Consider the following 24,320-nt stretch of genomic DNA (forward strand, 5'->3'; position numbering starts at 1 on the left):
TATGCTCTCAGGTTTATTTTCACACTCCGCGGCCGGTGCCGCGGATTTTTCACATCTGGAACAGGCCAGCGTCGAGTTTCGTCATGTGGACAAACGCTACGGTGACCATCAGGTTTTAAACGACATTAACCTCACCATTACGCCCGGTGAAGTGGTCGCCATCCTCGGTCCTTCGGGTTCCGGTAAATCCACCCTGATTCGTCTCATCAACCAGCTTGAAGCCCTGAGCGGCGGGGAGATTCTGGTCGACAACAAGCCGACAGGAAAGCTCTCCGGTACCGGGCTGCGTCAGCTGCGCAGCCGCGTGGGGTTTGTGTTCCAGCAGTTCAATCTTTACGCCCATCTTACCGCCAGCCAGAACATCACCCTGGCGCTGGAGCACGTTCACGGCTGGAAGCCGCAGCCTGCCCATGAGCGCGCGCTGGCATTGCTCGAGAAAGTCGGGATGCGGGAAAAAGCCCACCATTTCCCGGCAGAGCTTTCCGGTGGACAGCAGCAGCGCGTCGCGATTGCCCGCGCCCTGGCCTCTTCACCGCAAATCATCCTGTTCGATGAACCCACCTCCGCGCTGGATCCGGAGATGATTGGTGAAGTGCTGTACGTGATGAAAGCCCTCGCCCACAGCGGGATCACGATGATCGTGGTGACCCACGAGATGCAGTTTGCCCGGGAAATTGCCGACCGGATTGTGTTTATCGACGGCGGGCAAATTCTGGAAACCGCGCCACCGGCGCAGTTTTTCAGCCAGCCCTCGCATCCGCGCGCGCAGCGGTTCCTGCAAAAGGTGCTCAACCCGCTGCACCAGGAGCAGCTGTAATGCCCGCGCTCGACTGGCAGGGGGTACTGACCGGACAGCCTCTGCAGTGGATACTCTCCGGATTCCTCACCACCCTGTGGGTAACGCTTGCCGGGATGCTGCTGGCCAGCCTGCTCGCACTGCTCTTTATGCTTCTGCGCCTTTCCGGCGGACGCCTCGGGAACGCGGTCGTCAGCGGCTGGGTGTCGCTTTTTCGCAATACGCCGCTGCTGGTGCAGCTGCTGTTCTGGTATTTTGCCGCCTGGAACGGACTGCCGCAGGCGTTCCGCGACGCGGTGAACGCGGATCACAGCTGGTCAATTCTGCCCGGTGACGTCTGGTGGTTTACGCCCGAATTTTTATGTTCTGCCTGGGGGTTGGGCGTTTTTACCTCGGCGTTTTTAATTGAAGAAGTGGAATCGGGATTGCGTTCTGTTCCGGCCGGACAGCGGGAGGCGGCGCTCGCCCAGGGTTTCTCCGCGTGGCGTCTGTTTCGTTACATCCTTCTGCCGCAGGGGCTGGCCAACGCCTGGCAGCCGGTTGTGGGCCAGTACCTGAATCTGATGAAGCTCTCGTCGCTCGCCAGCGGAATTGGCTTTGCCGAGCTGACCTATCAGGTCAGGCAGATCGAGAGCTATAACGCGCACGCGCTGGAGGCCTTTACCCTCGGTACCGCACTCTATCTCCTGACCGGTCTGGCGATGGGGATGGTGCTGGTTCGCGTCGGACCTCAAGCGAAACGTAAGCGCCCGATCGTCGTCACCTCAGGGAGTGAGAAACATGATTGCCGGACTTAACGTCATCACCGATAACCTCGATTACCTGCTGTGGGGACGCGCGGCAACGGGTGAACCGGGGGGCGTACTGCTCTCGTTGATGATGGCGGTTGGGGCCGCCGTCATCGCTCTGCCCGGTGGCATAGTGCTCGCGTGTCTGGCCTGGCGCTTTACCGGGCTGGTGCGAAAGGCCCTCTTTTTGTGGGCAGAGTTGATTCGCGGTATCCCGCTCATCTTCGTGATTTTCTGGATGTGGTATCTCCTGCCGCTTATGACCGGAGGCGATCTGCCGGGGGCGCTGACCGTCACGCTGGCCCTGGCCTGGTTTACCGCGGCAACCGTAATGCACTCGGTGCTGGCCGGACTTAATGCGCTACCGTCCGGGCAGTACGAGGCCGCCCTGTCTCAGGGCTTCAGCACGCAGCAAACCCTGTGGCGCGTGCTGCTGCCGCAGGCGCTGAGGAATATTCTGCCGTCGCTGGTGGGGATATTTATCAGCCTGCTGAAGGATACATCGCTGGCGTTTATCGTGAACGTTCCTGAGCTGACCACGGTGGCGGGACAGGTCAACAACCGGGTGCAAATTTACCCGGCGGCCATTTTTATCTTTACGGGCGTGGTCTACTACCTGCTCTGCTGCTCGCTCGAGCAGCTTGCGAAACGCTGGCGCATTACCCGGCCAGCGCTTTAACCACCGTTTCCATCGCTTCGGTTGTCAATTCACTGCGCTTAACGCGCTGGTTCGCCAGCGCGGTACGCAGGACTCCGGCAATGACAATATGCTTCGGCTCCTGCCCTAAATCACGCATCTCAAGCACCACCTTCCCGACCACCCGGCACATCTCCTGATACAGCGCTTCATCTTTGGTCACGTTACCCATCGTCATCACTCCATTGCCTTTTAAACGTTGAGCTTAAATGATTCTCCTGCCGGATACAAAAAAGAAGCCCGGCGAGAGACTCGCCGGGCTTCATCTGTAAAATCAGTGAATTAGTTGTTTACTGGGATGACCGCACCTTTGTACTTGGTGCGGATCCAGTCCTGAATCTCTTTCGAGTGCAGCACGTTCACCAGCGCAACGATATCTTTCTTCTTCTCGTCACCGCGATGCACGGTAATGATGTTGGCGTACGGGTTATTTTCACCGCTCTCTACCGCAATCGGGTCGTGAACCGGATCCAGACCCGCGTCAATCGCGTAGTTGGCGTTGATCACCACCGCATCACCTTCGTTGTTGTTGTACATCTGCGGCAGCAGAGAGGCTTCCACGTTCGGCGTGAACTTCAGCTTTTTCGGGTTCTCAACGATGTCGCTGATGCGCGCGGTCACTTTGTCGATGCCCGGCTTCAGCTTGATCACGCCCTCTTTCTCGAAGATGGAGAGAATGCGGCCCTCTTCGGAAACCGCGTCACGCATGATGATCTTGCCGCCTTCCGGCAGATCTTTCAGCGACTTGTATTTTTTAGAGTAGATGCCGATTGGCTCAATGTGGATCGCGCCTGCGCTGACAAAATCGTAGTCCTTATCGCCCGCATGATCCTTCAGCACGCTGTTCAGGTAAGGAATGTGCTGGAAATAGTTCGCGTCGATGTCATGACCCGCCAGCGCGGTGTTCGGCAGAATGTAGTCCTGGAACGGTTTAATCTCCAGGTCGATACCCTGCTTCGCCAGAATCGGCTTTGCCTGCTCCAGAATTTCGGCGTGCGGCGTGTTGGATGCGCCCACGGTCAGGGTGTCGGCCCAGGAGGCGAAGCTCAGGGCGCTCAGGGTTGCGGCGGCGATCAGTGTCAGTGTCTTTTTCATGATGTGGTTCCTGTGAGTATTTATTAGCGTTTATCTAACAGTGAAGTAATGACATCGCCGCAGAACTGGATAATGAAAACGATGATTAAAATGGTCACCGTTGCCACCAGCGTGACGTCACCATGGTTGCGCTGGAATCCTTCCAGATAAGCCAGATTTCCCAAACCACCGGCGCCAATCACCCCCGCCATTGCGCTATAGCTCACCAGCGCAATCAGCGTCACCGTAATACCCGATACCAGTGCGGGTGATGATTCCGGCAGTAAAACCCGAAACACTAACGTGCTCAGTCGTGCGCCCATCGAGCGCGTTGCTTCGATGACGCCTTTATCCACTTCACGCAGGGCGATTTCCACCAGGCGCGCGTAGAACGGTGCCGCGCCCACAATCAGCGCCGGCAGCGCCGCGTTGGCGCCAAGAATGGTGCCGACGACGGTCTTGGTGAACGGGATCAGCAGGACAATCAAAATGATGAACGGAATGGAGCGGAACACGTTCACCACAATCGAAATGACGCTATAGACCGTGCGGTTGTGGAACAATCCGCCGCGCGCGGTTAAAAACAGCGCCAGCCCCAGCACGATACCCAGCACAAAGGTCGCCACGCCGGACAGTGCGGTCATGTACAGCGTCTCCAGCGTCGCCGCCCAGAGCTGATCCCACTTCAGATGCGGAAAGAGATTCTCAGCCATGTTTAATCACCTCGCCTTCAATATCGCTGTGCTTCAGGTCGGCGAGGATATTGTTCAGTTGTTCATCGGATGCCACTACATGTACCCAGAGCTGGCCAAACACGCCGTGGGCGGTTTGCGTCATTTTTCCGTGCAGGATGTTAAACGGCAGGCCGTAGCGCAGGGTCAGCTCACCCACGATCGGCTTATGGGTGCTGTGCCCGGTAAAGGTCAGCCTGATGACCGTGCCTTCCAGATCGTTTGCCAGTTCGGTATTGAAGGTTTCTTCCTCAGCGTACTGGCTTACCTGACGGACAAACTGCTGCGTAATCGGCTGCTGCGGATGGGTAAAGACGCTCAGCACGTCGCCCTCTTCCACAACTTTACCGTTCTCCATCACCGCCACGCGGTCGCAGATTTTGCGCACCACGTGCATCTCGTGGGTGATCAGCACGATGGTCAGCCTGAAGCGGCGGTTAATATCCAGCAGCAGATCGAGGATCTGATCGGTGGTCTGCGGGTCGAGCGCGGACGTGGCCTCATCGCAGAGCAGCACGTCAGGGCTGTTAGCCAAAGCGCGCGCAATGCCCACGCGCTGCTTTTGCCCGCCGCTCAGCTGAGACGGGTACGCATTCTCGCGCCCCTTCAGGCCTACCAACTCCACCAGTTCCGCGACGCGGGCGGTGATTTTTGCTTTAGGTACTCCGGCGATCTGCATGGAGAAAGCAATGTTTTCGTTTACCGTGCGCGACCACAGCAGGTTGAAGTGCTGGAACACCATGCTGATTTTCAGGCGCGCCTGGCGCAGCGCTTCACCTTTTGCCGCAGAGATATCCTGCCCGTTGATGGTCACGCTTCCGGCGCTGGGTTTTTCCAGGCCGTTCAGCAGACGGATCAGCGTGCTTTTCCCGGCTCCGCTGTAGCCAATAATTCCGTAAATCTGTCCCTGCTCTATCGTCAAATTGACGTTATCAACGGCAGTCAGCGCGACCTTTCCGTTGTCAAAAACCTTCGAAATATTCCTGAGTACGATCATTATTATTCTTTATCCGTTTCGCGCATGGCTGTTTAGCAGTATGGATGTCCAAACGATAGTAAACAGGCGTTATCAGCTTTTAAATGAACAAAAAAGAATTTGTTATAACTTTCAGAAATAAACAGCGGATTTACAGGGTGGGAAGCATTTAGACCAATTTCAGCAATGATTATCTGCCGGATGCATATCTGCCGGTAGATGCCCGCAAAAAATGGTCATTTTTGCAGCATTTCATGCCGATATAGCCATCCTCACATCCAGACAACTTTACGTCTTGCTGTCCTGACTTCCAAAAATAGCATTTATATTCTTTTCTGTTCTAAAGAGCAGTGAATGGTTCTTTATTGAGAAAATTTCGCCGCCCTATCATCCCGTCATGACATCCAGAAAGGAAAACATCATGACGATTTATCACTCCGTCACTGAACTGATTGGCCGTACCCCGCTTATCCAGCTGCACAAGCTTGATACCGGTCCCTGCTCGCTGTTCCTGAAGCTGGAAAACCAGAATCCGGGCGGCTCTATTAAGGATCGCGTTGCGCTGTCGATGATTAACGAAGCGGAGCGTACCGGCCAGCTGCAGCCGGGCGGCACGATTATTGAGGCAACGGCGGGGAATACCGGTCTCGGTCTGGCGCTGATCGCCGCCCAGAAAGGCTACTCGCTGATCCTGGTGGTGCCGGACAAAATGAGCCGCGAGAAGATTTTCCACCTGCGCGCGCTGGGTGCCCAGGTGGTGCTGACCCGCTCCGACGTTAACAAGGGCCACCCCGCCTATTACCAGGATTACGCCCAGCGCCTGGCCAATGAGCTGCCCGGCGCGTTTTACATCGACCAGTTCAATAACGAAGCCAACCCGCTGGCGCACCGCACCACCACGGCACCTGAACTGTACGAGCAGCTTGACGGCAGGATCGACGCCATCGTGGTGGGCGTCGGCTCAGGCGGTACGCTGGGCGGCCTGCAGGCGTGGTTCGCCGAGCACTCTCCGCACACGGAGTTTGTCCTGGCTGACCCGGCCGGATCGGTGCTGGCCGACCAGGTGGAAACCGGACGCTATCACGACGCGGGCTCCTGGCTGGTTGAGGGTATTGGCGAAGACTTTATTCCGCCGCTGGCCCACATTGAAGGGGTGAATCGCGCCTGGCGCATCACCGACCGCGAGGCCTTCACCACCGCGCGCGATCTTCTGAAAACGGAAGGTATTCTGGCGGGCTCCTCCAGCGGTACGCTGCTGGCGGCTGCGCTGAAATATTGCCAGGCGCAGAGCACGCCGAAGCGCGTGGTGACCTTCGCCTGCGATAGCGGCAATAAGTATCTCTCGAAGATGTTCAACGATGACTGGATGCGTCAGCAAGGGCTCATCACGCGCCCTCAGGCCGGCGATCTCTCGGACTACATCGCCCTGCGCCACGATGAAGGCGCCACCGTTACCGCCGCCCCGGACGACACGCTTTCCACCGTCCTGGCGCGCATGCGCCTGTATGACATCTCCCAGCTGCCGGTGCTGGAGAACGGCAAGGTGGTGGGCATTATCGACGAGTGGGATCTCCTTCGGCACATCGGCGGCGACGGCGATCGCTTCGCGCTTCCGGTGACGGCAGCCATGACGCGTCAGGTGGAGTTCCTCGATAAACACGCCCCGGAAAGCGCCCTGAACGCCATCTTCGACCGCGGTCTGGTGGCCGTGATTAATGACAATGACCGTTTTCTCGGTCTGATTACGCGCAGCGACGTGCTGACCGCATGGCGCAACCGTCTACAGCAATAAAGGAATAGATGATGAAAAACCTGGCAACCCTGAGCGTCCACAGCGGCGAGTTCAACGACCAGCACGGTGCCGTCATGCCGCCGATTTACGCCACCTCGACGTTTGCGCAGCCATCACCCGGCGAGCATACCGGCTATGAGTATTCCCGCAGCGGTAACCCCACCCGCCACGCGCTGGAAACCGCCATCGCCGAACTGGAAGGCGGCACGCGCGGCTACGCCTTCGCCTCCGGTCTGGCGGCCATCTCCACGGTGCTCGAACTGCTGGATAAAGACAGCCATATCGTCGCCATTGATGACGTTTACGGCGGGACGTACCGCCTGATTGAAAACGTGCGCAAGCGCAGCACCGGCCTGCAGGTCAGCTGGGTTAAACCGGACGACCTGGCCGGGCTTGAGGCCGCCATCCGCCCGGATACCCGCATGGTGTGGGTCGAAACGCCAACCAACCCGCGGCTGAAGCTGGCCGATCTGGCAGCGATTGCGGCGATCGCCCGTCGTCATAACGTCATCAGCGTGGCGGATAACACCTTCGCGTCGCCAGTGATCCACCGTCCGCTGGAGTCGGGTTTCGATATCGTGGTGCACTCCGCCACCAAATACCTGAACGGCCACTCTGACGTGGTGGCCGGGCTGGCGATTGTCGGGGACAACAGGGAACTGGCGGATAAGCTGGGCTATCTGCAAAACGCGGTGGGCGGCGTACTGGATCCGTTCAGCAGCTTCCTGACGCTGCGCGGTATTCGCACGCTGGCGTTGAGGGTAGAAAAGCACAGCACCAACGCGCTGGCGATTGCGCAATGGCTGGAGCAGCATCCTCTGGTCGAAAAGGTGTTCTATCCCGGCCTGGAATCGCATCCACAGTATCAGCTTGCCCGCACGCAGATGGCCCTGCCCGGTGGGATGATTTCCGTCGTGGTAAAAGGCGATGCGCAACGCGCCACCGAGGTGATTCGCAACCTGAAGCTGTTCACCCTCGCGGAGAGCCTCGGCGGTGTGGAAAGTCTGGTGAGCCAGCCTTACAGCATGACCCACGCCTCGATTCCGCTTGAGCAACGGCTGGCAAACGGCATTGTGCCGCAGCTGATCCGGCTGTCAGTCGGGATTGAAGATCCGAAAGACCTGATTGCCGATCTCAGCCAGGCGCTGCAAAAATAAGCAAAACGCGGCAGGTCAATCACCTGCCGCCATAACTTGTCATCATGGCTTAACGCCTTGATAACAATATTATGTGAAACTGCACAGATTATTTCTGAAACACCGTTTCCATTTTCCTTTTATCTTAAAATCAGCGTATAATGCGCGCCTAATCCCTGGTGAATGGTTTCAGCGCTTGGAATACAAAAAACAACGTACAACTTCTCCTCTCCTTCGTTGGGCTGTCACTCAGGCACACTTTCTTCTGCACGCTCATTTGATGTCTCCTATCCTTAGTGCGTGTCATATACTCTTTTGCAACACAGGTTTGACTCCGCGGCGGTGCGCCCCCGGAGCGAGATTTCCATATCCTTCCCAACTTAAAGACTAAGACTGTCATGAAAAAGACGAAAATTGTTTGTACTATCGGCCCGAAAACCGAATCTGAAGAGATGCTGACCAAAATGCTGGACGCCGGCATGAACGTGATGCGTCTGAACTTCTCCCACGGTGACTATGCAGAACACGGTCAGCGTATCCAGAACTTGCGCAACGTGATGAGCAAGACCGGTAAAAAAGCCGCGATCCTGCTGGATACCAAAGGTCCAGAAATCCGTACCATCAAACTGGAAGGCGGTAACGACGTCTCTCTGAAAGCGGGCCAGACCTTCACCTTCACTACCGACAAATCCGTTGTCGGCAACAGCGAAATCGTTGCAGTGACCTATGAAGGCTTCACCAGCGATCTGTCCGTCGGTAACACCGTGCTGGTAGACGATGGTCTGATCGGTATGGAAGTCACCGCTATCGAAGGTAACAAGGTTATCTGTAAAGTGCTGAACAACGGCGACCTGGGCGAGAACAAAGGCGTTAACCTGCCGGGCGTTTCCATCGCGCTGCCAGCCCTGGCTGAAAAAGACAAGCAAGACCTGATCTTCGGTTGCGAGCAAGGCGTTGACTTCGTTGCGGCATCCTTCATCCGTAAACGTTCCGACGTGGTTGAAATTCGTGAGCACCTGAAAGCGCACGGCGGCGAGAAGATCCAGATCATCTCCAAAATTGAAAATCAGGAAGGCCTGAACAACTTCGACGAAATCCTCGAAGCGTCTGACGGCATCATGGTTGCACGTGGCGACCTGGGCGTAGAAATCCCGGTTGAAGAAGTGATCTTCGCGCAGAAGATGATGATCGAGAAATGTGTTCGCGCGCGTAAAGTGGTAATCACCGCAACGCAGATGCTGGACTCCATGATCAAAAACCCACGCCCAACCCGCGCAGAAGCAGGCGACGTGGCAAACGCCATCCTCGACGGTACTGATGCCGTTATGCTGTCCGGCGAATCCGCAAAAGGTAAATATCCGCTGGAAGCGGTGTCCATCATGGCCACCATCTGCGAACGTACCGACCGCGTAATGAAAAGCCGTCTGGACTACAACAACGACAGCCGCAAGCTGCGCATCACCGAAGCGGTATGCCGCGGTGCAGTAGAAACGGCTGAGAAACTGGAAGCACCACTGATCGTAGTGGCCACCCAGGGCGGTAAATCAGCTCGCGCGGTGCGTAAATACTTCCCGGATGCGACTATCCTGGCGCTGACCACCAACGAAACCACTGCCCGTCAGCTGGTGCTGAGCAAAGGCGTGATCCCTCACCTGGTGAAAGAGATCGCGTCTACGGATGATTTCTATCGTCTGGGTAAAGAAGTGGCGCTGGAGCTGGTTGATCGCGGTCTGGCACAGAAAGGTGACGTTGTGGTCATGGTTTCTGGCGCGCTGGTACCAAGCGGAACGACCAATACCGCATCTGTTCACGTGCTGTAATAATTCCCGAACGAATTAATTTTGATAAAAAGCGCCCTCCGGGCGCTTTTTTTATTCCTGGCATTAGCCAAAGTCATTCAAATTGCAAATCGGGTTTCTCTATTTAATTGCGAATTATCTAAGATGAATCCGATGATAAATGTCTTTTTTTACATAGATTTTTGCCTGAAAAGGGCTGATTCGATGCTTCTTTGAGCGAACGATCAAAAATAGGTGTATTCCCATCAAAAAAATATTCTCAACCCAAAAAACTTTGTGTAATACTTGTAACGCTACATGGAGATTAACTCAATCTAGAGGGTATTAATAATGAATCGTACTAAACTGGTACTGGGCGCGGTAATCCTGGGTTCTACTCTGCTGGCTGGTTGCTCCAGCAACGCTAAAATCGATCAGCTGTCTTCTGACGTTCAGACTCTGAACGCTAAAGTTGACCAGCTGAGCAACGACGTGAACGCAATGCGTTCCGACGTTCAGGCTGCTAAAGACGACGCAGCTCGCGCTAACCAGCGTCTGGACAACCAGGCTACTAAATACCGTAAGTAATAGTACCTGTTAATAAAATGGCGCACATCGTGCGCCATTTTTTTTGCCTGCGACAAACGGCTACTGCGTCACCTTCTCCCCTTCATCTTCCGCTACCGCTGCGGACACCCGACTGTTCTGCACCGACAACACGCTATTGCTGGCTGACGGACCGCTGCCTGACGACACGATAACCGGGATCCCGGCGCGGCGTGACAGGGCTTTCTCAATCAGCGCCTTATCGCTTCCGGCCTGAGAAACAAAGGTTGCAAACTCTGCGGAATGGGTAATGGGCGAGACCTGCGGGTTTTCTCCCTCGACCTGCGCCAGCGGACGGTGGACTTCAATATAGCGTTTACCATCCGGCTCCACGGCGAACTTCACGGGTTCATTGATAATCTGTACCCGCGTACCAACCCGCACCTGTTCGAACAGGGCTTTGATGTCCGGGGCATTCATCCGCATGCAGCCGGAGCTAACGCGCAGGCCGACACTGTCCGGCGCGCTGGTGCCGTGAATGAGATATTCCCCATTACCTACGCCTAAACGCAGTGCGAAGCGTCCCAGAGGGTTATTTGGCCCGGCAGGTACCACCGGTGGTAATTTAATTCCCTGCTCCAGAGAGCGTGCTCTGATGCCCGGCGTAGGTGTCCAGGTAGGATTCGGGATTTTCTGGCTCACGCGCGTGGTCGTGACCGGTGTTTCCAGCCCCAGCTGTCCTATGCCGAGCGGGAAGACCTGAACGATGTTTTCTCCCGGCGGGAAGTAGTAGAGCCGAAGCTCTGCGAGGTTCACCACGATACCCTCGCGCGGCGTGTCCGGCAGCAGCATCTGCGACGGGATGGTAATGACGGTTCCCGGCGCAGGATTTACCGGCGCAATGGTATTGTTCGTTTCCAGGATCACCTGCGCCGCCGTATTAAACCGGCGGGCGATGGTCTGCAGCTTATTATCCCCTTCCTGTATCGTGTAGGTTTGATTTTGCCCAATCAGACGACTGCCTGCGGGCGGCAACGGATAGTCCATCGCGCGGGCCGAATTAAGTGCGCCGAGCGAACTGAGGAGTAATAGAGTTATTAGAGACGCGCGCTTCATGCTGAGATTCCTTATTCACTGACAGAACGCCAGAAAGCTGAAAAACCAGCGAGGCGGGAACCACCTCGCGAAACAGAATGAATGCTGTTCTGTAAGTCTAGCTAAGGATTGCAGCTTTGGCGCGGATCGCGCGAATCATCGCTTCCAGTCCCTGGGATCGGGACGGGGTGAGGTGTTGGGTCAGGGCCATTTTTTCAAACCACGGACGGACGTCGAACGCGACAATATCCTGCGCCGACATCCGGTGATAAAGAATAAAGACGACCGCAATAAGCCCTTTTACAATTGCCGCATCGCTGTCGCCGTGCAGTTCAATCGTGCCGTCATCCGACTGCGCCATCACAATCCACACCTGGCTCTGACAGCCCTGAATACTGTTTTCCGGGGTATGCGCCTCTTCACCGAGCGGCGGCAGACGCTGCCCCAGCTCGATGATATAAAGGTACTTCTCTTCCCAGTTTGCGCAACGCCCAAAGTTGCGCAGTAATTTATCTTTGTCCGGCAGTTCCGCCATCTATCGCCTCTCCGTTAGCCCAGGAGTTGGTGAATGTGCTTAAGCCCCGCCACCAGCCTGTCGACCTCTTCCGTTGTGTTGTACATCACCAGCGACGCGCGGCACATTGCTGGTACCTGGTAAAACGCCATCAGCGGCATGGCGCAGTGGTGCCCGGTACGGACCGCCACGCCGTAGTTATCGAGGAAACTACCCACGTCATAGGCGTGATGTTTCCCAAGATTGAACGCAATCACCCCTTGCCGGTCGGCAGGCCCGTAGAGGGTCAGATCCGGCACGCTGGCAAGCTCGGCAAGCGCATAGTGCATAAGCAGCTGTTCGTACTCCTGAATGCTGTCAAGGCCGATCGCGGAGACGTAGGACACCGCCGCCCCCAGCCCGATAATCCCGCCAGTGTTGGGCGTACCCGCCTCAAAACGCCACGGCGCGCGGGCGTAGGTGGTGCCTTCCGACAGGCTAACGGTGGCGATCATCGACCCGCCCCCTTCCCACGGCGGCATCGCCTGCAGGATGTCTTCTTTCACATACAGCACGCCAATCCCCGTCGGCCCGTAGAGCTTGTGTCCCGAGAACACGTAGAAATCGCAGTCCAGCGCCTGGACGTCAACCGCGTGGTGCATCACCGCCTGAGCGCCGTCAATCAGCACCTTCGCGCCCGTCTGGTGGGCCTTTTCGACAATCTCTGCCACCGGGTTTTCCGTCCCCAGCACGTTGGAGACCTGGGTGACCGCCACCAGCCGCGTTTTATCGTCGAGCAATGCGTCCAGCTGCTCGAGCTGCAGCGTCCCGTCAGCATTCAGCGGGATCACCCGCAGCTGCGCGCCAACGCGCTCGCAGAGCATCTGCCACGGCACGATATTGGCGTGGTGCTCCATCTGGGTGATGATGATGTTATCCCCCGCGTGGACCTGCGCGTTGCCCCAGCTGTTAGCGACAAGGTTGATCCCTTCGGTGGTTCCGCGCACGAAGACCAGCTCTTCAGGCGAACGCGCATTGAGGAAGGCGGCCAGCTGCGTACGCACGTTTTCCATTCGCTGGGTCGCCTCGGCGCTCAGGGTATGAATGCCGCGATGCACGGCGGCGTAGCCGTGGCGATAAAACTCGGCTTCCGCATCCACCACCTGATTCGGCTTCTGCGCGCTGGCCGCGCTGTCCAGATAGGCCAGAGGAAGACCGTTTACTTCACGGGTCAGAACCGGAAAATCTGCCCGGACTTTCTCAACGGGAAAACTCATGCTTCGCCTCCAGGCAGACGCTGACCGATACGCGCCAGCACCTGCTGTTTTAACTGACCATCGTGCAGCGCTTCCGTCAGTTCGGCGGCAAACGCATAGATAATCATTTTCTGCGCCGCCTGCTCGTCGATGCCGCGGGAACGCAGATAGAACATCTGCTCGTCGTCGATCCGCCCGACCGTCGCACCGTGGCTACATTTCACGTCGTCGGCGTAGATCTCCAGCTGCGGTTTGGTGTCCACCTCCGCCAGGCGCCCTAACAGCAGATTGTTGTTGGTCATCTGCCCATCGGTTTTAATGGCGTGCTGTGCCACGTTAATCAGCCCGTTAAACACCGCGCGGCCTCTGTCGCTGACGATGGTTTTATGCAGCTGGCGGCTGTTGCAGTAGCCCCTGTTGTGCTCCAGCCAGGTGCGCGTGTCGCACACCTCTGATTTAACCGGCATCGCCAGGCTGTTGATGCGCAGCGTAGTGTTTTCACCGTTAAGCTGCGTGCTGGTGTTGTGGCGCAGCACCGCCCCGCCGAGCAGGAAGCTATGGCTGTACGCTGCGGCATCCTGACCCAGCACGATATCGTTATGGGCAAAGTGGTGGCTCTGCGCATTTTCAAACGCCAGCTTGATATGGTGAAGCTGCGCGTTAGCGGCTACGTTCATTGTCAGACGCGAACCGGTAAAGTGGCGGGTATCGTTGAGGCTGACGTAATGTTCGATTACCGTGGCCTCCGCCCCCTCCGCCAGCTCAAGATGATGACGATAGTGCGCGGTGTTGATTTCGTCGCCGTCCAGCCCCTGGGTGATGTGCATCAGCAGCAGCGGTTTGGCCGGACGCTGGTTACGCTTCACGCGGATGTGCGTCACGCCGCGGGCCAGGCTCTCGGTCAGGTGCAGGAACACCTCAGGCTGAACCGGGGCGCTCAGGGGCGGGCGTTCGTCGTTTATCTCAACCTCAAATCCGCTCGCCTGGAGAGCATCGCTCAGTTCCGGACGGAACTCACCGTCGACGAACACCATGCGCACGGCATCCACGCGCACTGCCAGCGCATCACGCTGCGCAGGCGTGAGATCCGCCAGACGGGTCACAAACTCGGCGTTCAGCAGGCCATCAAGTGGGGTGTACTTCCAGTTCTCATGCTTACGCGTCGGCAGGCCGAGACGCAGCATCTGCTGCAGATGCTGCTGCGCCTGCTCAGAGCGCGTGCCGCCCTGCGCTTCAAACAGCCTGTGCCACTGCTGGAGAGCATTACTGCTGTTCGGTAAGCCAGCCATAACCCTGCTCCTCCAGTTGTTTAACCAGCGTGAAATCACCGGATTTCACAATACGTCCCTGGTAAAGCACGTGAACGTAATCCGGCTTGATGTAGTCCAGAATGCGCTGGTAGTGAGTGACGATGATGAACGAACGCTTGCCGTCGCGCAGGGAGTTCACGCCGTCAGCGACAATCTTCAGGGCGTCGATATCCAGACCGGAGTCGGTCTCATCCAGAATGCACAGCTCGGGCTCCAGCACCGCCATCTGCAGAATGTCGTTACGCTTTTTCTCGCCGCCGGAGAAGCCAACGTTCACCGAACGGGTCAGCAGATCCTCCGGCATTTTCAGCAGCTTGATCTTCTCTTCCATCAGGTCCTGGAAGTCAAAGCGGTCCAGCGCCTCCAGGCCGCGATACTTACGCACCGCATTCAGCGCCGTCTGCAGGAAGAACTGGTTGCTGACGCCCGGAATTTCGACCGGGTACTGGAAGGCCATAAAGATGCCCTCTCCCGCGCGGTCTTCCGGCGACATCTCCAGCAGGTTTTTGCCGTTAAACTCGACCGAGCCGTTGGTCACCTCATAATCTTCGCGCCCCGCCAGCGTCGCAGAAAGCGTACTTTTCCCGGAACCGTTCGGCCCCATGATGGCGTGGACTTCACCCGGTTTGACGTCAAAATTGAGGCCACGCAGGATGGCTTTGTCTTCTACGCTAACCTGTAAATCTTTAATGCTTAACATGTGCTTTCCTTAACCGACGCTGTGTTCAAGACTAATGGCGAGGAGTTTCTGGGCTTCAACGGCAAATTCCAGCGGCAGTTCAGAGAACACGTCCTTACAGAAGCCGTTGACGATCATCGAGATGGCGTCTTCTTCGCTGATCCCGCGCTGCAGGCAGTAGAAGAGCTGATCTTCCCCAATCCGCGACGTCGTCGCCTCGTGCTCCAGCTGGGCCGTGTTGTTACGGCACTCGACGTACGGGAAGGTATGCGCCCCGCAGTCGGCACCGATCAGCATCGAGTCACACTGGGTGAAGTTACGCGCATTGGTGGCCGTCGGCATGATTTTCACCAGCCCGCGATAGCTGTTCTGGCTATGCCCGGCGGAAATCCCTTTCGAGATGATGGTGGATTTGGTGTTTTTACCGATATGGATCATCTTGGTGCCGGTATCGGCCTGCTGATGCCCGCTGGTCAGCGCCACGGAGTAAAACTCGCCGATGGAGTTATCCCCGCGCAGAATGCAGCTCGGGTATTTCCAGGTGATGGCAGAGCCGGTTTCTGACTGGGTCCACGACATCTTGCTGTTTTCGCCTTCGCACAGCGCGCGCTTGGTGACGAAGTTCAGGATACCGCCGGTATTGCCGTCGCCCGGGAACCAGTTTTGCACCGTGGAGTATTTCACCTCGGCGTCTTTGTGGATGATGACCTCCACCACCGCCGCGTGCAGCTGGTAGCTGTCGCGAACCGGGGCGGAGCACCCTTCGATATAGCTGACGTAGCTGCCTTCATCCGCGACCAGTATCGTGCGCTCGAACTGACCGGTTTTTTCGGCATTGATGCGGAAATAGGTGGAAAGCTCCATCGGACAGCGCACGCCCTTCGGCACATAGATAAAGGTGCCGTCGGAGGCTACCGCCGCGTTGAGCGCCGCGAAGAAGTTGTCGTTAGAGGGCACCACGGTCCCAATGTACTTTTTCACCAGTTCCGGATGATCGTGAATCGCTTCTCCGAAGGAGCAGAAAATGATCCCCTGCTCTGCCAGCTTCTCGCGGTAGGTGGTCGCCACCGAGACGGAGTCGAAAATGGCGTCCACCGCCACCTCTTTGCCCTCGCGCACGGGCACGCCCAGCTGGTTAAAGGCTTCTTCCACCTCTTTGCTGAGGAAGCTGTTCTCCGCGCCGGTTTGCTGCACCGCGCCGGGCTGCGAGGCGCAGGTGTCGTCACAGCTGCCGCAGGACGGGGCAGAATAGTAGCTGTAATCCTGATAGTTCAGCTTGTCATAATGCGCTTTCAGCCAGTGCGGCTCTTCCATCTCCAGCCAGGCGCGGAAGGCGCTCAGGCGGAACTCCAGCATCCACTCCGGCTCGTTTCGTTTCGCCGAGATCGCCCGCACGACATCTTCGTTGATGCCTTTCGCCAGCTCGTCGGTCTGCAGCTGGGTGAAGAACCCCTCTTTATAGTTGAGGTGCCCACCGCTCCAGGTATTTACTTCACTCGTTGCTTCAGTATTACGAGACATAGTACCGCCTATACCCCAAAGCTTTCGCCGCAGCCGCATTCGTTCTGGACTTTCGGGTTATGAAATTTGAATAACTGGTTTAAGCCTTCGCGGACGTAGTCCACTTCGGTGCCGTCAATAAACGGCATGGCCTGCAGCGCGACGTACAGTTTCGCGCCGTCCGTCTCGAACACCAGGTCATCTTTCTCGGGTTCGGTGACGGTATCGAGCACGTAGCCAAAACCCGCGCAACCGGTCTGTTTGACGCCCAACCGCACGCCGAGGATCTCGGGCTTTTTCGCCACCAGCTCGTGAATATGTGCCGCCGCCGCTGGCGTGAGCGTTAAGCCGCGCCAGGCAAAATCGGCAGGATTAAAGGTTTCTGAATGCAGTTCCATAGGTCCACCTCATCTGATAAGCCATCAGGGCATAACACCATGTTAGTGATAACGATTATCACTTCAACCCTCTGTCAGCAGGGGCATTCGGATAAACCGCCCTTTTTGCCTACTTTTATTAAGCATAGACCCTATGGCAGGATGCAGTCAGGATGGATGTATTTGTTCAATGCATTGATAAATAATGCATTTCGTCGCGGCATTTATGACGGAGAGGAGAAAAGTAAAATATGCATCGGAAATGCCTATTTTTGAGATAGCTTTTGCTCAGAAAATGACAAAAACAAAAAAAGGCCCTCAAGGCCTCTGACGATCAGTGATGAAATGAGACAGCAAACCCCTGTTCACGCCAGTGGTCGAGCTGTTCCTGCTGGCGAGGCGTTGGGGATTTCCCCGTCCATACGAAGATTTTTTGCCCCGGGAAGAGTTCAGGACGCGGCGAATCAATAGGTTCCGCCAGGACGTCAATGTGCCAGCCTTTCTGCGATAAGCGCGCGGCTTCGAGCCACAGGTGGGTGCGGTCATCGCATTCCCAGCCAATCAGGAGCGCGTCTTTGCCGGCTTTTTTGCGGGACTCCGCCAGGCTTGCAATGGCGAACTCGATCAGTACGCCGTCAAACAGGCTCGCCATGTGACGCACGGTGTTTTGATCCTGATTCATTCGCTGACGGACAGGAGAGATAATGCTGTCAATCAGCGCGTCTATCGCGTGATCGCGGCGGAATTCACTGATTTTGGCGCGCAGCTTTGCCGGGCTGGCGTAACGCAGAACGGTCATCATCTCTTCCTGGAACGAGACCCAGTTACCCTGAGTCAATACTTCCTTGTTTTCCAGCAAGGCTTTGACTTTTCCGACCGAGACGCCGCTCTTCATCAGGCGCTTGATCTCTTCGATACGCAGGATATCTTCATCGTCAAACTGACGATGCCCCCCTTCGCTTCGCTGCGGCTTCAACAATCCATAACGGCGCTGCCAGGCACGCAGCGTAACGGGGTTGATACCGCATCGTTCGGCCACTTCGCCGATACTGTAATAGGCCATTAACTCCCTCACGCTCAGAACTTCCATACCTAACTACACCAACCTTATCAGATTGTACACACCATTTGTATAACTAAGACCGCATTTGAACGCGTGAATGGGCTTCTTTTCCGTCCACCTGTTAATACATTGTTGTATAAAATTTGCCGCCCGTACAGTGAAGTCTACCAAATTGTGTACAACTTCATCAGAAGTCGAACTTTTTCTCCGGCCACGCAATCGCGGGAATACCGCCATGTCGCGGGCTGGCGAAAAGATGCCCCTGGAACTGGGAAATCCCCGCGGACTCCAGCCACATCCACTCTTCAGCCTTCTCTACCCCCACCGCGCAGAACTGAATCTCAAGCGAGGAGCAGCATTTGATAATCGCCTGAATAATGGCCTGCCGGGGGCCACTTTTATGCACGTTCGCGACCAGATCGCGATTAATCTTAATTCTGTCCGGCTGGAATTGAGCCAGCAGCTGCAGCCCGGCAAAACCGGCGCCAAAGTGATCGATCGTCACGCTGATGCCCGCGCTTTTTAACTGCCTCACTGAATCCGTGAATTCATCAAAACGGGAAATGGCTTCGCTCTCAGTGAACTCCACGACGATTTGCTCGGGTACAAACCCATTTGCTTCAATCGCGGTGAGCAGGAAATCCACGGCGTTGGGAATGTTGACGAGCGTCATGGGCAACAGGTTAAGTGACAACGTCTGATCCTGTAGCCCCAGCGCGCTGGCCATGGAGAGTGCCACCTGCTTGCTCTGTAAATCAGAGGCATACACCTCGTCACGCGGCAGATTGGCAAAGTAATCTCCCGGCGCACCGCCGTCAGGCGTGCGGAGAAGCGCCTCCCAGGAGACGACCTGCTGCATAAACGGATCGACTATCGGCTGGAACGCAAAGCTGCAATCCGCCCCTTTCGCGACCACCTCGGGCTGTGCAGACAAACGCGTTTCCTCGCGAACGAATTCCCAGGAATCCGCAGGCGGCAGTTCAAAATAGTTCGCTTTTTCCGTGGCCTCGACAAAGGTGCGGAAAAACTGCAGCGGACGGTCGTTATACGTCAGCTGATAGCGTGTCGTCCCCTTGTTGAGCACCTGTTGCAGCACTTCGTCCCTGTCGAAGTGGCGCAAATCAAAAAGCTCCATGCCCGCGTTGCCAAAGCGTCGGACAGGCCCGTGATCGCGCATCAGCTCCACCACGTTATGGTGGCGCGGGTCGCTGCAAATCTGCTCATAGATGGCAGAAACGTGTTCCACTGGCCCTTCAAGCAGCTGGAAAAAATGTGTGCCGTTGAAAAGCAGGATCCCCGTGACGTTGGATTGCCGATTTTTACTATTTGCTGCAGCGACCATTGTTTCCAGCGCCTTCACTGGAACGTCCTCGCAGATATGACTGCGGTAAATGATGGTTGTGAGCATGCGATTCCTGGGGTTAGGGTTTTGACCACAAAAAAGGTGGATAAGGATCTTTTATAGCACATTAATTGCCTGACAAATAATTTACATCTCAACCGTTTATGGCAGTTAATGATACTTTTTTCCGTGCTGTACAACTTACCAGCGCCAGACCTTTTTGTACAATATATCCTGTAACATTACCGTCTCACTAAACAACCATAACAATATGAAATTAAAGTAATTTATAAAATATATCGAAAAAACATTAAAAATCTGTACATTTTAAGTGTACAGATTTGGAAATTATGTATACCTTAATTGTAACGTTAGTGATTACAAAATTTTACAGGAGCGAAACATGCAGCAGAAAGGTTACGCCACAGATTCCGCAGCAGCGATCGCACAGTACTTCGAAAAGGCCGCGCTTCCTACTCAACAGGAGACGCTGGGCCAGGTGGTTGTCGAAATCCTCAGCGACGGGCGAAACCTTAATCGCAAATCGCTCTGTACCAAACTGCTCAGCCGCCTCGAAAAGGCCGAGGGGCCGGAAGAGGAAGAGCATTACCACATGCTGCTTGGTCTGCTCTTCGAACGATAACGTGATGAATAGCAGTGACGCAGATCGACTGATCGACCAGCTTATCGGTGAAGCCGTTCTCTCTCTTCTGAAAGAGCGGGGGCCAGTGACAACCGAAGGATTGCTGCAGCGTCTGCGGAGCATGAAAGAACATGAAAAGGATCCCCGGCGGCGGGAGACACTTGCGGTGGTGATTGCCGACATCGGCTCAAACAGCATCGCCTTTACACGTCGCAGAACCGCGCAAGGACGAACAAACAGAGAGGGACCTCTCAACGATAACAGAGACAATGTAGTGCCGTTATTTGGAAGTGGAAAACCGTCCGACCCCAAAAAAATACATTGACTGCAATTTAACAGCTACGGTGAGAACAAATGAGACAAAATATTCAGCTTCAACCCGAATACCATTCTGCTTTTTTAGACAGTGCGCTGTCGGAGTATTTCCGTCACGCAGGCGATCGTTTTGCTGAAGAGTCCGCTGTTTTTTCTACTGCAGTACGCTGTGTTCTGGCCTCTGAAGGTCATCTGTCTAATAAAGCGATCATCCTCTGGCTCATTCAGACGCTGGAAGCCACCCACGATGTGGTTCAGGCGGATGTGATTCGTAAGACTCTTGAAATCGTGGTGGGTTACACGATGGACGATCTGTAAGCTCCTGCGCTCAACGCCTCCTAACGTGTCATCGTCAAAACTGACGAACAGTCTGACGATGACACGCGCCTTTCCCGCGTAACACCCTGTAAAACTGGCAAAGCCAACCTGGCACGGTTCCTGCTTACCTCTGCTTACGGGACTGGGTTTTCCAGTCAACTTTGCTTCATTTCTTAACAGGTCTGTTATTGATGAAAAAGATCGCCAGCGTCTGCCCCTACTGCGGTGCAGGCTGTAAACTAAACCTTGTCGTTGAAAATAACCGTATCATCCGTGCCGAAGCCGCAGAAGGCGTCACAAACCAGGGCACCCTGTGTCTGAAAGGCTTTTACGGCTGGGACTTCCTCAACGATACCCGACTGCTCACCCCGCGCCTGACCCAGCCGATGATCCGCTACCACAAAGGCGAGGCATTCACCCCCGTTACCTGGGAAGAGGCTATCCGCTACACCGCCCACAGGCTCAGCAGCATTAAAGCGCAGCACGGGCCGCGCTCAATCATGACAACCGGCTCCTCCCGTGGAACCGGCAATGAAACAAACTATGTGATGCAAAAGTTTGCCCGCGCGGTGCTGAACACCAACAACGTGGACTGCTGCGCGCGCGTCTGCCATGGCCCTTCCGTGGCCGGTTTACAGGAAACGCTTGGAAACGGCGCAATGAGTAACTCTATCAACGATATTGAAAACTCAAAATGCCTGCTGGTATTTGGCTATAACTGCGCGGACTCCCACCCTATCGTTGCCCGGCGCGTGCTTAAAGCGCGTGAAAACGGCGCGAAAATTATCGTCTGCGATCCGCGGCGCATTGAAACGGCGCGCATCGCAGACCAGCATCTGCAGCTGAAAAACGGCAGTAACATGGCGCTGGTGAACGCCTTTGGCTACGTGCTGCTGGAAGAGGAGCTCTACGACAAAAGCTACGTGGCGCGCTTTACGGAGGGGCTTGAGGCCTACCGCCAGACGGTGAAAGACTATGCGCCGGAGAAGGTCGAGCATCTTACCGGCATTCCCGCCCGCGACGTTCGTCAGGCAATGCGCACCTTCGCGGCGGCCCCTTCTGCCACCGTGATGTGGGGAATGGGCGTGACCCAGTTTGGTCAGGCTGTGGATGTGGTCAAAGGGCTTTCCAGCCTGGCGCTGCTGACAGGTAACCTGGGCCGACCCGCCGTCGGCGTCGGGCCCGTGCGCGGTCAAAATAACGTCCAGGGCGCCTGCGATATGGGCGTTCTGCCGAATATGTTCCCCGGCTATCAGGATGTGACCGATCCGGCAGTCAGGCAGAAGTTCGCCGATGCCTGGGGCATTGACGTCAAACACATGGACGATCGGGTCGGGACGCGCATTACCGAGGTGCCTCACCTTGCGCTGGAAGGCAAGATCAAAGCCTATTACATCATGGGGGAAGATCCGCTTCAGACCGAAGCCGATCTCGGTCTCGTGCGCAGCGGTTTTGAGGCGCTCGATTTTGTCGTGGTTCAGGACATCTTTATGACCAAAACGGCAGAAGTGGCGGACGTTCTGCTGCCTGCCACCTCCTGGGGTGAGCACGGCGGCGTCTTTACCTGTGCCGATCGCGGTTTCCAGCGTTTTGGCAAAGCCATTGAGGCCAGCGGCAACGTGAAGCGCGACTGGGAGATTATCAGCCTGCTCGCCACCGAGATGGGCTACCCGATGCATTATGACTCCAACCAGCAGATCTGGGATGAGATGCGCGAACTGTGCCCGCTCTTCTACGGCGTAACGTATGAAAAAATGGGTGAGATGGGCCACGTGCAGTGGCCGTGCCCGACGCTGGACCATCCCGGCACGCCGTACCTGTATAAAGATAATCAGTTCGACACCCCAACCGGTAAAGGACAGCTCTTCGCCGCGCCGTGGCGCGCACCGGCGGAAACTCCGGATGCGGATTTTCCGCTGGTGCTCTGTACGGTACGCGAGGTTGGGCACTACTCCTGCCGCTCGATGACCGGGAACTGCGCCGCGCTGCAGAGCCTGGCCGACGAGCCGGGTCGGGTGCAAATTCACCCTGCCGATGCGGAAAAGCTGGGTATCAAGGAGGGTCAGCTGGTCTGGGTACGTTCGCGTCGCGGCAAAGTGATTACCCGCGCCAGCACTAGCGAGCGTATCAACGTCGGGGCCGTCTATATGACCTATCAGTGGTGGATTGGCGCCTGCAACGAGCTGACCCAGGACAACCTCGACCCCATCTCCAAAACGCCGGAAACGAAGTACTGCGCGGTGCAGCTGGAGGCGATTGAGGACCAGCGCTGGGCGGAGGATTTTGCAGCGTCGGCGTATCAGTCCATGAAGTCGCGGCTGATTAGCGCGGTGAATGTCTGATACAACTATCGGGTGGCGTAACCGCCACCCGACAACTCACGACGACGGTTCCACCCTCTCTTCCACTTATCCGTCGTAACCGATCAGATGGTCACGCAATTTGTTCGGGTAGGCATTTTTTTCGACCATCCGGTGAATCAGCGCCATAAGCTCATAATCACTGCGCAGATCGAATTTTTGCATCAGCAAATACTTATGCGTGAATATCGTTTTATCACTCGTCCTGAGCACATCAGCAATTTGCCCTACCGATAACCCTTTGTAAAAATTCACCGTAACGCGGATCTGCTGCGGCGAAAGTATTTTATGCTCGCACTCGAAACAGCCTTTATGCTGCCAGCGATATCCCGGCAATTGCGTACGGTACCATGCAATAAAGAGCATCTCGCTAACCTGGCCAAGCGGGGCGCGGCGGGAGATGAACATCATATCCTGAAAACAGGATGAAAATGCGGAAAAACGCCGCTCATCGTCCACCAGCCCAATCACAATCCCTTTTTTTCGCGCTTTCAATTCAGGAATACAGGTCAGCGTTTCCCCGGGGCATAAAGCGAGAATAATAATATCCGCGGCACTGACGCTGTCATAAGTCAGCTCAGTGTCAAAATGAATGTGATGCCTGAAATTATGCAGGAAGAAATCCACAAGAAAATATTGCAGGCCATTTTTAAAAAAAGAATCTGGTTCTTTAATCAGAATATTCAACATAACAATTACCGACATCTGCATAAAAATAGGAGTAAACAACGCGCGTGCCGATCAGTTGTATTGCATCGTCATGACCACGACGGCACTGATGCTCCCGGGCGTCGCACCGCCGGTAACGGACTTGACTAACGCCTGCATGGCCATCGTCGCGGTTCTGTCTGCCGCAATAGTCTGCGTAATGCTTGTTCCCGTGCCTTTTAACGCACCGGTTGCGGCCTCGCTCATCGCAATCGCGACGTTCGTGGCCGAGCCGCTGTTCATGTAATAATCCGCCCCCGCGATGGGGTCGGGGTTTCCGGTAAAGGAGACCGTAACGCTGCGCGTGCCTGCCGGACACCGGGTAAACGGCAGGCTAAAAGGCACAGGATCGGATGTCGACCCCGGCGTGGCCATATTGGATGCCTGAATACTGCCGAGATTGATATCCAGAGTGTTATTCCCACCGTTAAAGATACAGGGGGAGGCAACAATATTTCCGGTAACGTTGACGTTAACACTGTCCGCCGCAAATAAATGACAGCTGATAAATGTGGCGCCGAGCGCTGCCGTGCGCAGTATATTCATC

General features: G+C 55.9%; 27 protein-coding genes. 12 read left to right on the forward strand and 15 right to left on the reverse strand.

Translation table 11 applies throughout. The features are described 5' to 3' along the window. Position 1: 1 nt before the first annotated feature. Genes N037_RS00775 through N037_RS00785 form a run of 3 tightly spaced genes read left to right on the forward strand, consistent with a single transcriptional unit; the run spans position 2 to position 2,263 of the window. Entirely contained in the window at positions 2–817 is an 816-nt protein-coding gene (locus N037_RS00775) for an amino acid ABC transporter ATP-binding protein (protein WP_023335421.1), read from the forward strand. Next, a complete protein-coding gene (locus N037_RS00780; protein ID WP_023335420.1) occupies positions 817–1,593 on the forward strand; it encodes an amino acid ABC transporter permease in 777 nt (258 codons plus the stop codon). Before N037_RS00775 ends, N037_RS00780 begins: the two co-directional genes overlap by 1 nt. Next, on the forward strand, positions 1,577–2,263 hold the full coding sequence (locus N037_RS00785) for an amino acid ABC transporter permease (protein WP_023335419.1): 687 nt from the start codon (positions 1,577–1,579) through the stop codon (positions 2,261–2,263). The genes N037_RS00780 and N037_RS00785 overlap by 17 nt, the downstream gene beginning before the upstream one ends. On the opposite strand, the gene fumD is transcribed toward N037_RS00785, so the two are convergent. The 4 genes from fumD to N037_RS00805 all read right to left on the reverse strand — a co-directional run bounded on the left by fumD (position 2,244) and on the right by N037_RS00805 (position 5,083). Beyond that, a complete protein-coding gene (gene fumD, locus N037_RS00790) occupies positions 2,244–2,453 on the reverse strand; it encodes a fumarate hydratase FumD (protein WP_008500615.1) in 210 nt (69 codons plus the stop codon). The two genes, N037_RS00785 and fumD, sit on opposite strands and share 20 nt — an antisense overlap. A gap of 110 nt (positions 2,454–2,563) precedes the next feature. Beyond that, on the reverse strand, positions 2,564–3,376 hold the full coding sequence (locus N037_RS00795; RefSeq protein WP_008500616.1) for a MetQ/NlpA family ABC transporter substrate-binding protein: 813 nt from the start codon (positions 3,374–3,376) through the stop codon (positions 2,564–2,566). Between the two features lie 23 nt (positions 3,377–3,399). Further along, the gene (locus tag N037_RS00800) at positions 3,400–4,068 is read right to left on the reverse strand and encodes a methionine ABC transporter permease (protein WP_008500617.1); all 669 of its coding nucleotides are present in this window, start codon (positions 4,066–4,068) and stop codon (positions 3,400–3,402) included. Further along, entirely contained in the window at positions 4,061–5,083 is a 1,023-nt protein-coding gene (locus N037_RS00805) for a methionine ABC transporter ATP-binding protein (RefSeq protein WP_023335418.1), read from the reverse strand. The genes N037_RS00800 and N037_RS00805 overlap by 8 nt, the downstream gene beginning before the upstream one ends. 400 nt (positions 5,084–5,483) lie before the next feature. Between N037_RS00805 and N037_RS00810 the strand changes: the two genes are divergently transcribed. From N037_RS00810 to lpp, 5 genes are all read left to right on the forward strand, one after another. Then, the gene (locus N037_RS00810) at positions 5,484–6,854 is read left to right on the forward strand and encodes a pyridoxal-phosphate dependent enzyme (RefSeq protein ID WP_032638267.1); all 1,371 of its coding nucleotides are present in this window, start codon (positions 5,484–5,486) and stop codon (positions 6,852–6,854) included. A gap of 11 nt (positions 6,855–6,865) precedes the next feature. Next, a complete protein-coding gene (locus N037_RS00815; RefSeq protein WP_032638268.1) occupies positions 6,866–8,011 on the forward strand; it encodes a trans-sulfuration enzyme family protein in 1,146 nt (381 codons plus the stop codon). Between the two features lie 73 nt (positions 8,012–8,084). Beyond that, complete coding sequence (gene ynhH, locus N037_RS25380; RefSeq protein ID WP_418921897.1) at positions 8,085–8,381, forward strand: protein YnhH; 297 nt, start codon at positions 8,085–8,087, stop codon at positions 8,379–8,381. Between the two features lie 7 nt (positions 8,382–8,388). Then, complete coding sequence (pykF, locus tag N037_RS00820; RefSeq protein ID WP_023335415.1) at positions 8,389–9,810, forward strand: pyruvate kinase PykF; 1,422 nt, start codon at positions 8,389–8,391, stop codon at positions 9,808–9,810. A 309-nt stretch (positions 9,811–10,119) separates the two neighbouring features. Next, on the forward strand, positions 10,120–10,356 hold the full coding sequence (lpp, locus tag N037_RS00825) for a murein lipoprotein Lpp (RefSeq protein ID WP_001082307.1): 237 nt from the start codon (positions 10,120–10,122) through the stop codon (positions 10,354–10,356). A 60-nt stretch (positions 10,357–10,416) separates the two neighbouring features. On the opposite strand, the gene ldtE is transcribed toward lpp, so the two are convergent. From ldtE to N037_RS00870, 9 genes are all read right to left on the reverse strand, one after another. Then, positions 10,417–11,430, reverse strand: a complete 1,014-nt coding sequence (ldtE, locus tag N037_RS00830) for a L,D-transpeptidase LdtE (protein ID WP_032638270.1) — start codon at positions 11,428–11,430, stop codon at positions 10,417–10,419. Between the two features lie 97 nt (positions 11,431–11,527). Further along, positions 11,528–11,944: a cysteine desulfuration protein SufE gene (gene sufE / locus N037_RS00835; protein WP_023335413.1), complete on the reverse strand. Its 417-nt coding sequence runs from the start codon at positions 11,942–11,944 to the stop codon at positions 11,528–11,530. Positions 11,945–11,958: 14 nt separating this feature from the next. Beyond that, positions 11,959–13,179, reverse strand: coding sequence for a cysteine desulfurase SufS (sufS, locus tag N037_RS00840; protein WP_032638272.1), 1,221 nt, complete (start codon positions 13,177–13,179; stop codon positions 11,959–11,961). Beyond that, positions 13,176–14,447: a Fe-S cluster assembly protein SufD gene (gene sufD, locus N037_RS00845; protein WP_032638274.1), complete on the reverse strand. Its 1,272-nt coding sequence runs from the start codon at positions 14,445–14,447 to the stop codon at positions 13,176–13,178. Before sufD ends, sufS begins: the two co-directional genes overlap by 4 nt. Then, positions 14,422–15,168 (reverse strand): Fe-S cluster assembly ATPase SufC, encoded by a 747-nt coding sequence (gene sufC / locus N037_RS00850; RefSeq protein WP_023335410.1) that lies wholly within the window; start codon positions 15,166–15,168, stop codon positions 14,422–14,424. The genes sufD and sufC overlap by 26 nt, the downstream gene beginning before the upstream one ends. 9 nt (positions 15,169–15,177) lie before the next feature. Next, positions 15,178–16,668, reverse strand: a complete 1,491-nt coding sequence (gene sufB / locus N037_RS00855; protein WP_024909392.1) for a Fe-S cluster assembly protein SufB — start codon at positions 16,666–16,668, stop codon at positions 15,178–15,180. 8 nt (positions 16,669–16,676) lie between these two features. After that, positions 16,677–17,045: a Fe-S cluster assembly scaffold SufA gene (gene sufA / locus N037_RS00860; protein ID WP_032638276.1), complete on the reverse strand. Its 369-nt coding sequence runs from the start codon at positions 17,043–17,045 to the stop codon at positions 16,677–16,679. A 313-nt stretch (positions 17,046–17,358) separates the two neighbouring features. Continuing rightward, entirely contained in the window at positions 17,359–18,087 is a 729-nt protein-coding gene (locus tag N037_RS00865) for a MerR family transcriptional regulator (protein WP_023335407.1), read from the reverse strand. A gap of 187 nt (positions 18,088–18,274) precedes the next feature. Further along, a complete protein-coding gene (locus tag N037_RS00870) occupies positions 18,275–19,495 on the reverse strand; it encodes a diguanylate phosphodiesterase (RefSeq protein WP_032638278.1) in 1,221 nt (406 codons plus the stop codon). Between the two features lie 337 nt (positions 19,496–19,832). Here N037_RS00870 and ycgZ point away from each other — a divergent pair, with 337 nt between their 5' ends. The 4 genes from ycgZ (at position 19,833) to fdhF (ending at position 23,047) form a co-directional block, all read left to right on the forward strand. Next, positions 19,833–20,072 carry a regulatory protein YcgZ gene (gene ycgZ / locus N037_RS00875; RefSeq protein WP_023335405.1) on the forward strand — a complete coding sequence of 80 codons (240 nt, stop codon included), beginning with the start codon at positions 19,833–19,835 and terminating at the stop codon, positions 20,070–20,072. Between the two features lie 4 nt (positions 20,073–20,076). After that, positions 20,077–20,397 (forward strand): hypothetical protein, encoded by a 321-nt coding sequence (locus N037_RS23295; protein WP_032638280.1) that lies wholly within the window; start codon positions 20,077–20,079, stop codon positions 20,395–20,397. Positions 20,398–20,426: 29 nt separating this feature from the next. Beyond that, on the forward strand, positions 20,427–20,705 hold the full coding sequence (locus N037_RS00880) for a biofilm/acid-resistance regulator YmgB/AriR (protein ID WP_023311323.1): 279 nt from the start codon (positions 20,427–20,429) through the stop codon (positions 20,703–20,705). Between the two features lie 191 nt (positions 20,706–20,896). Continuing rightward, complete coding sequence (fdhF, locus tag N037_RS00885) at positions 20,897–23,047, forward strand: formate dehydrogenase subunit alpha (protein WP_032638282.1); 2,151 nt, start codon at positions 20,897–20,899, stop codon at positions 23,045–23,047. A gap of 66 nt (positions 23,048–23,113) precedes the next feature. On the opposite strand, the gene N037_RS00890 is transcribed toward fdhF, so the two are convergent. Both N037_RS00890 and N037_RS00895 read right to left on the reverse strand, forming a co-directional pair. Next, positions 23,114–23,755 (reverse strand): helix-turn-helix transcriptional regulator, encoded by a 642-nt coding sequence (locus N037_RS00890; protein ID WP_032639112.1) that lies wholly within the window; start codon positions 23,753–23,755, stop codon positions 23,114–23,116. Between the two features lie 51 nt (positions 23,756–23,806). Continuing rightward, positions 23,807–24,319, reverse strand: coding sequence for a fimbrial protein (locus N037_RS00895; protein WP_032639114.1), 513 nt, complete (start codon positions 24,317–24,319; stop codon positions 23,807–23,809). Position 24,320 lies beyond the last annotated feature (1 nt).

The organism is Enterobacter sp. EGD-HP1 (assembly GCF_000733275.2).
GTDB lineage: Bacteria > Pseudomonadota > Gammaproteobacteria > Enterobacterales > Enterobacteriaceae > Enterobacter.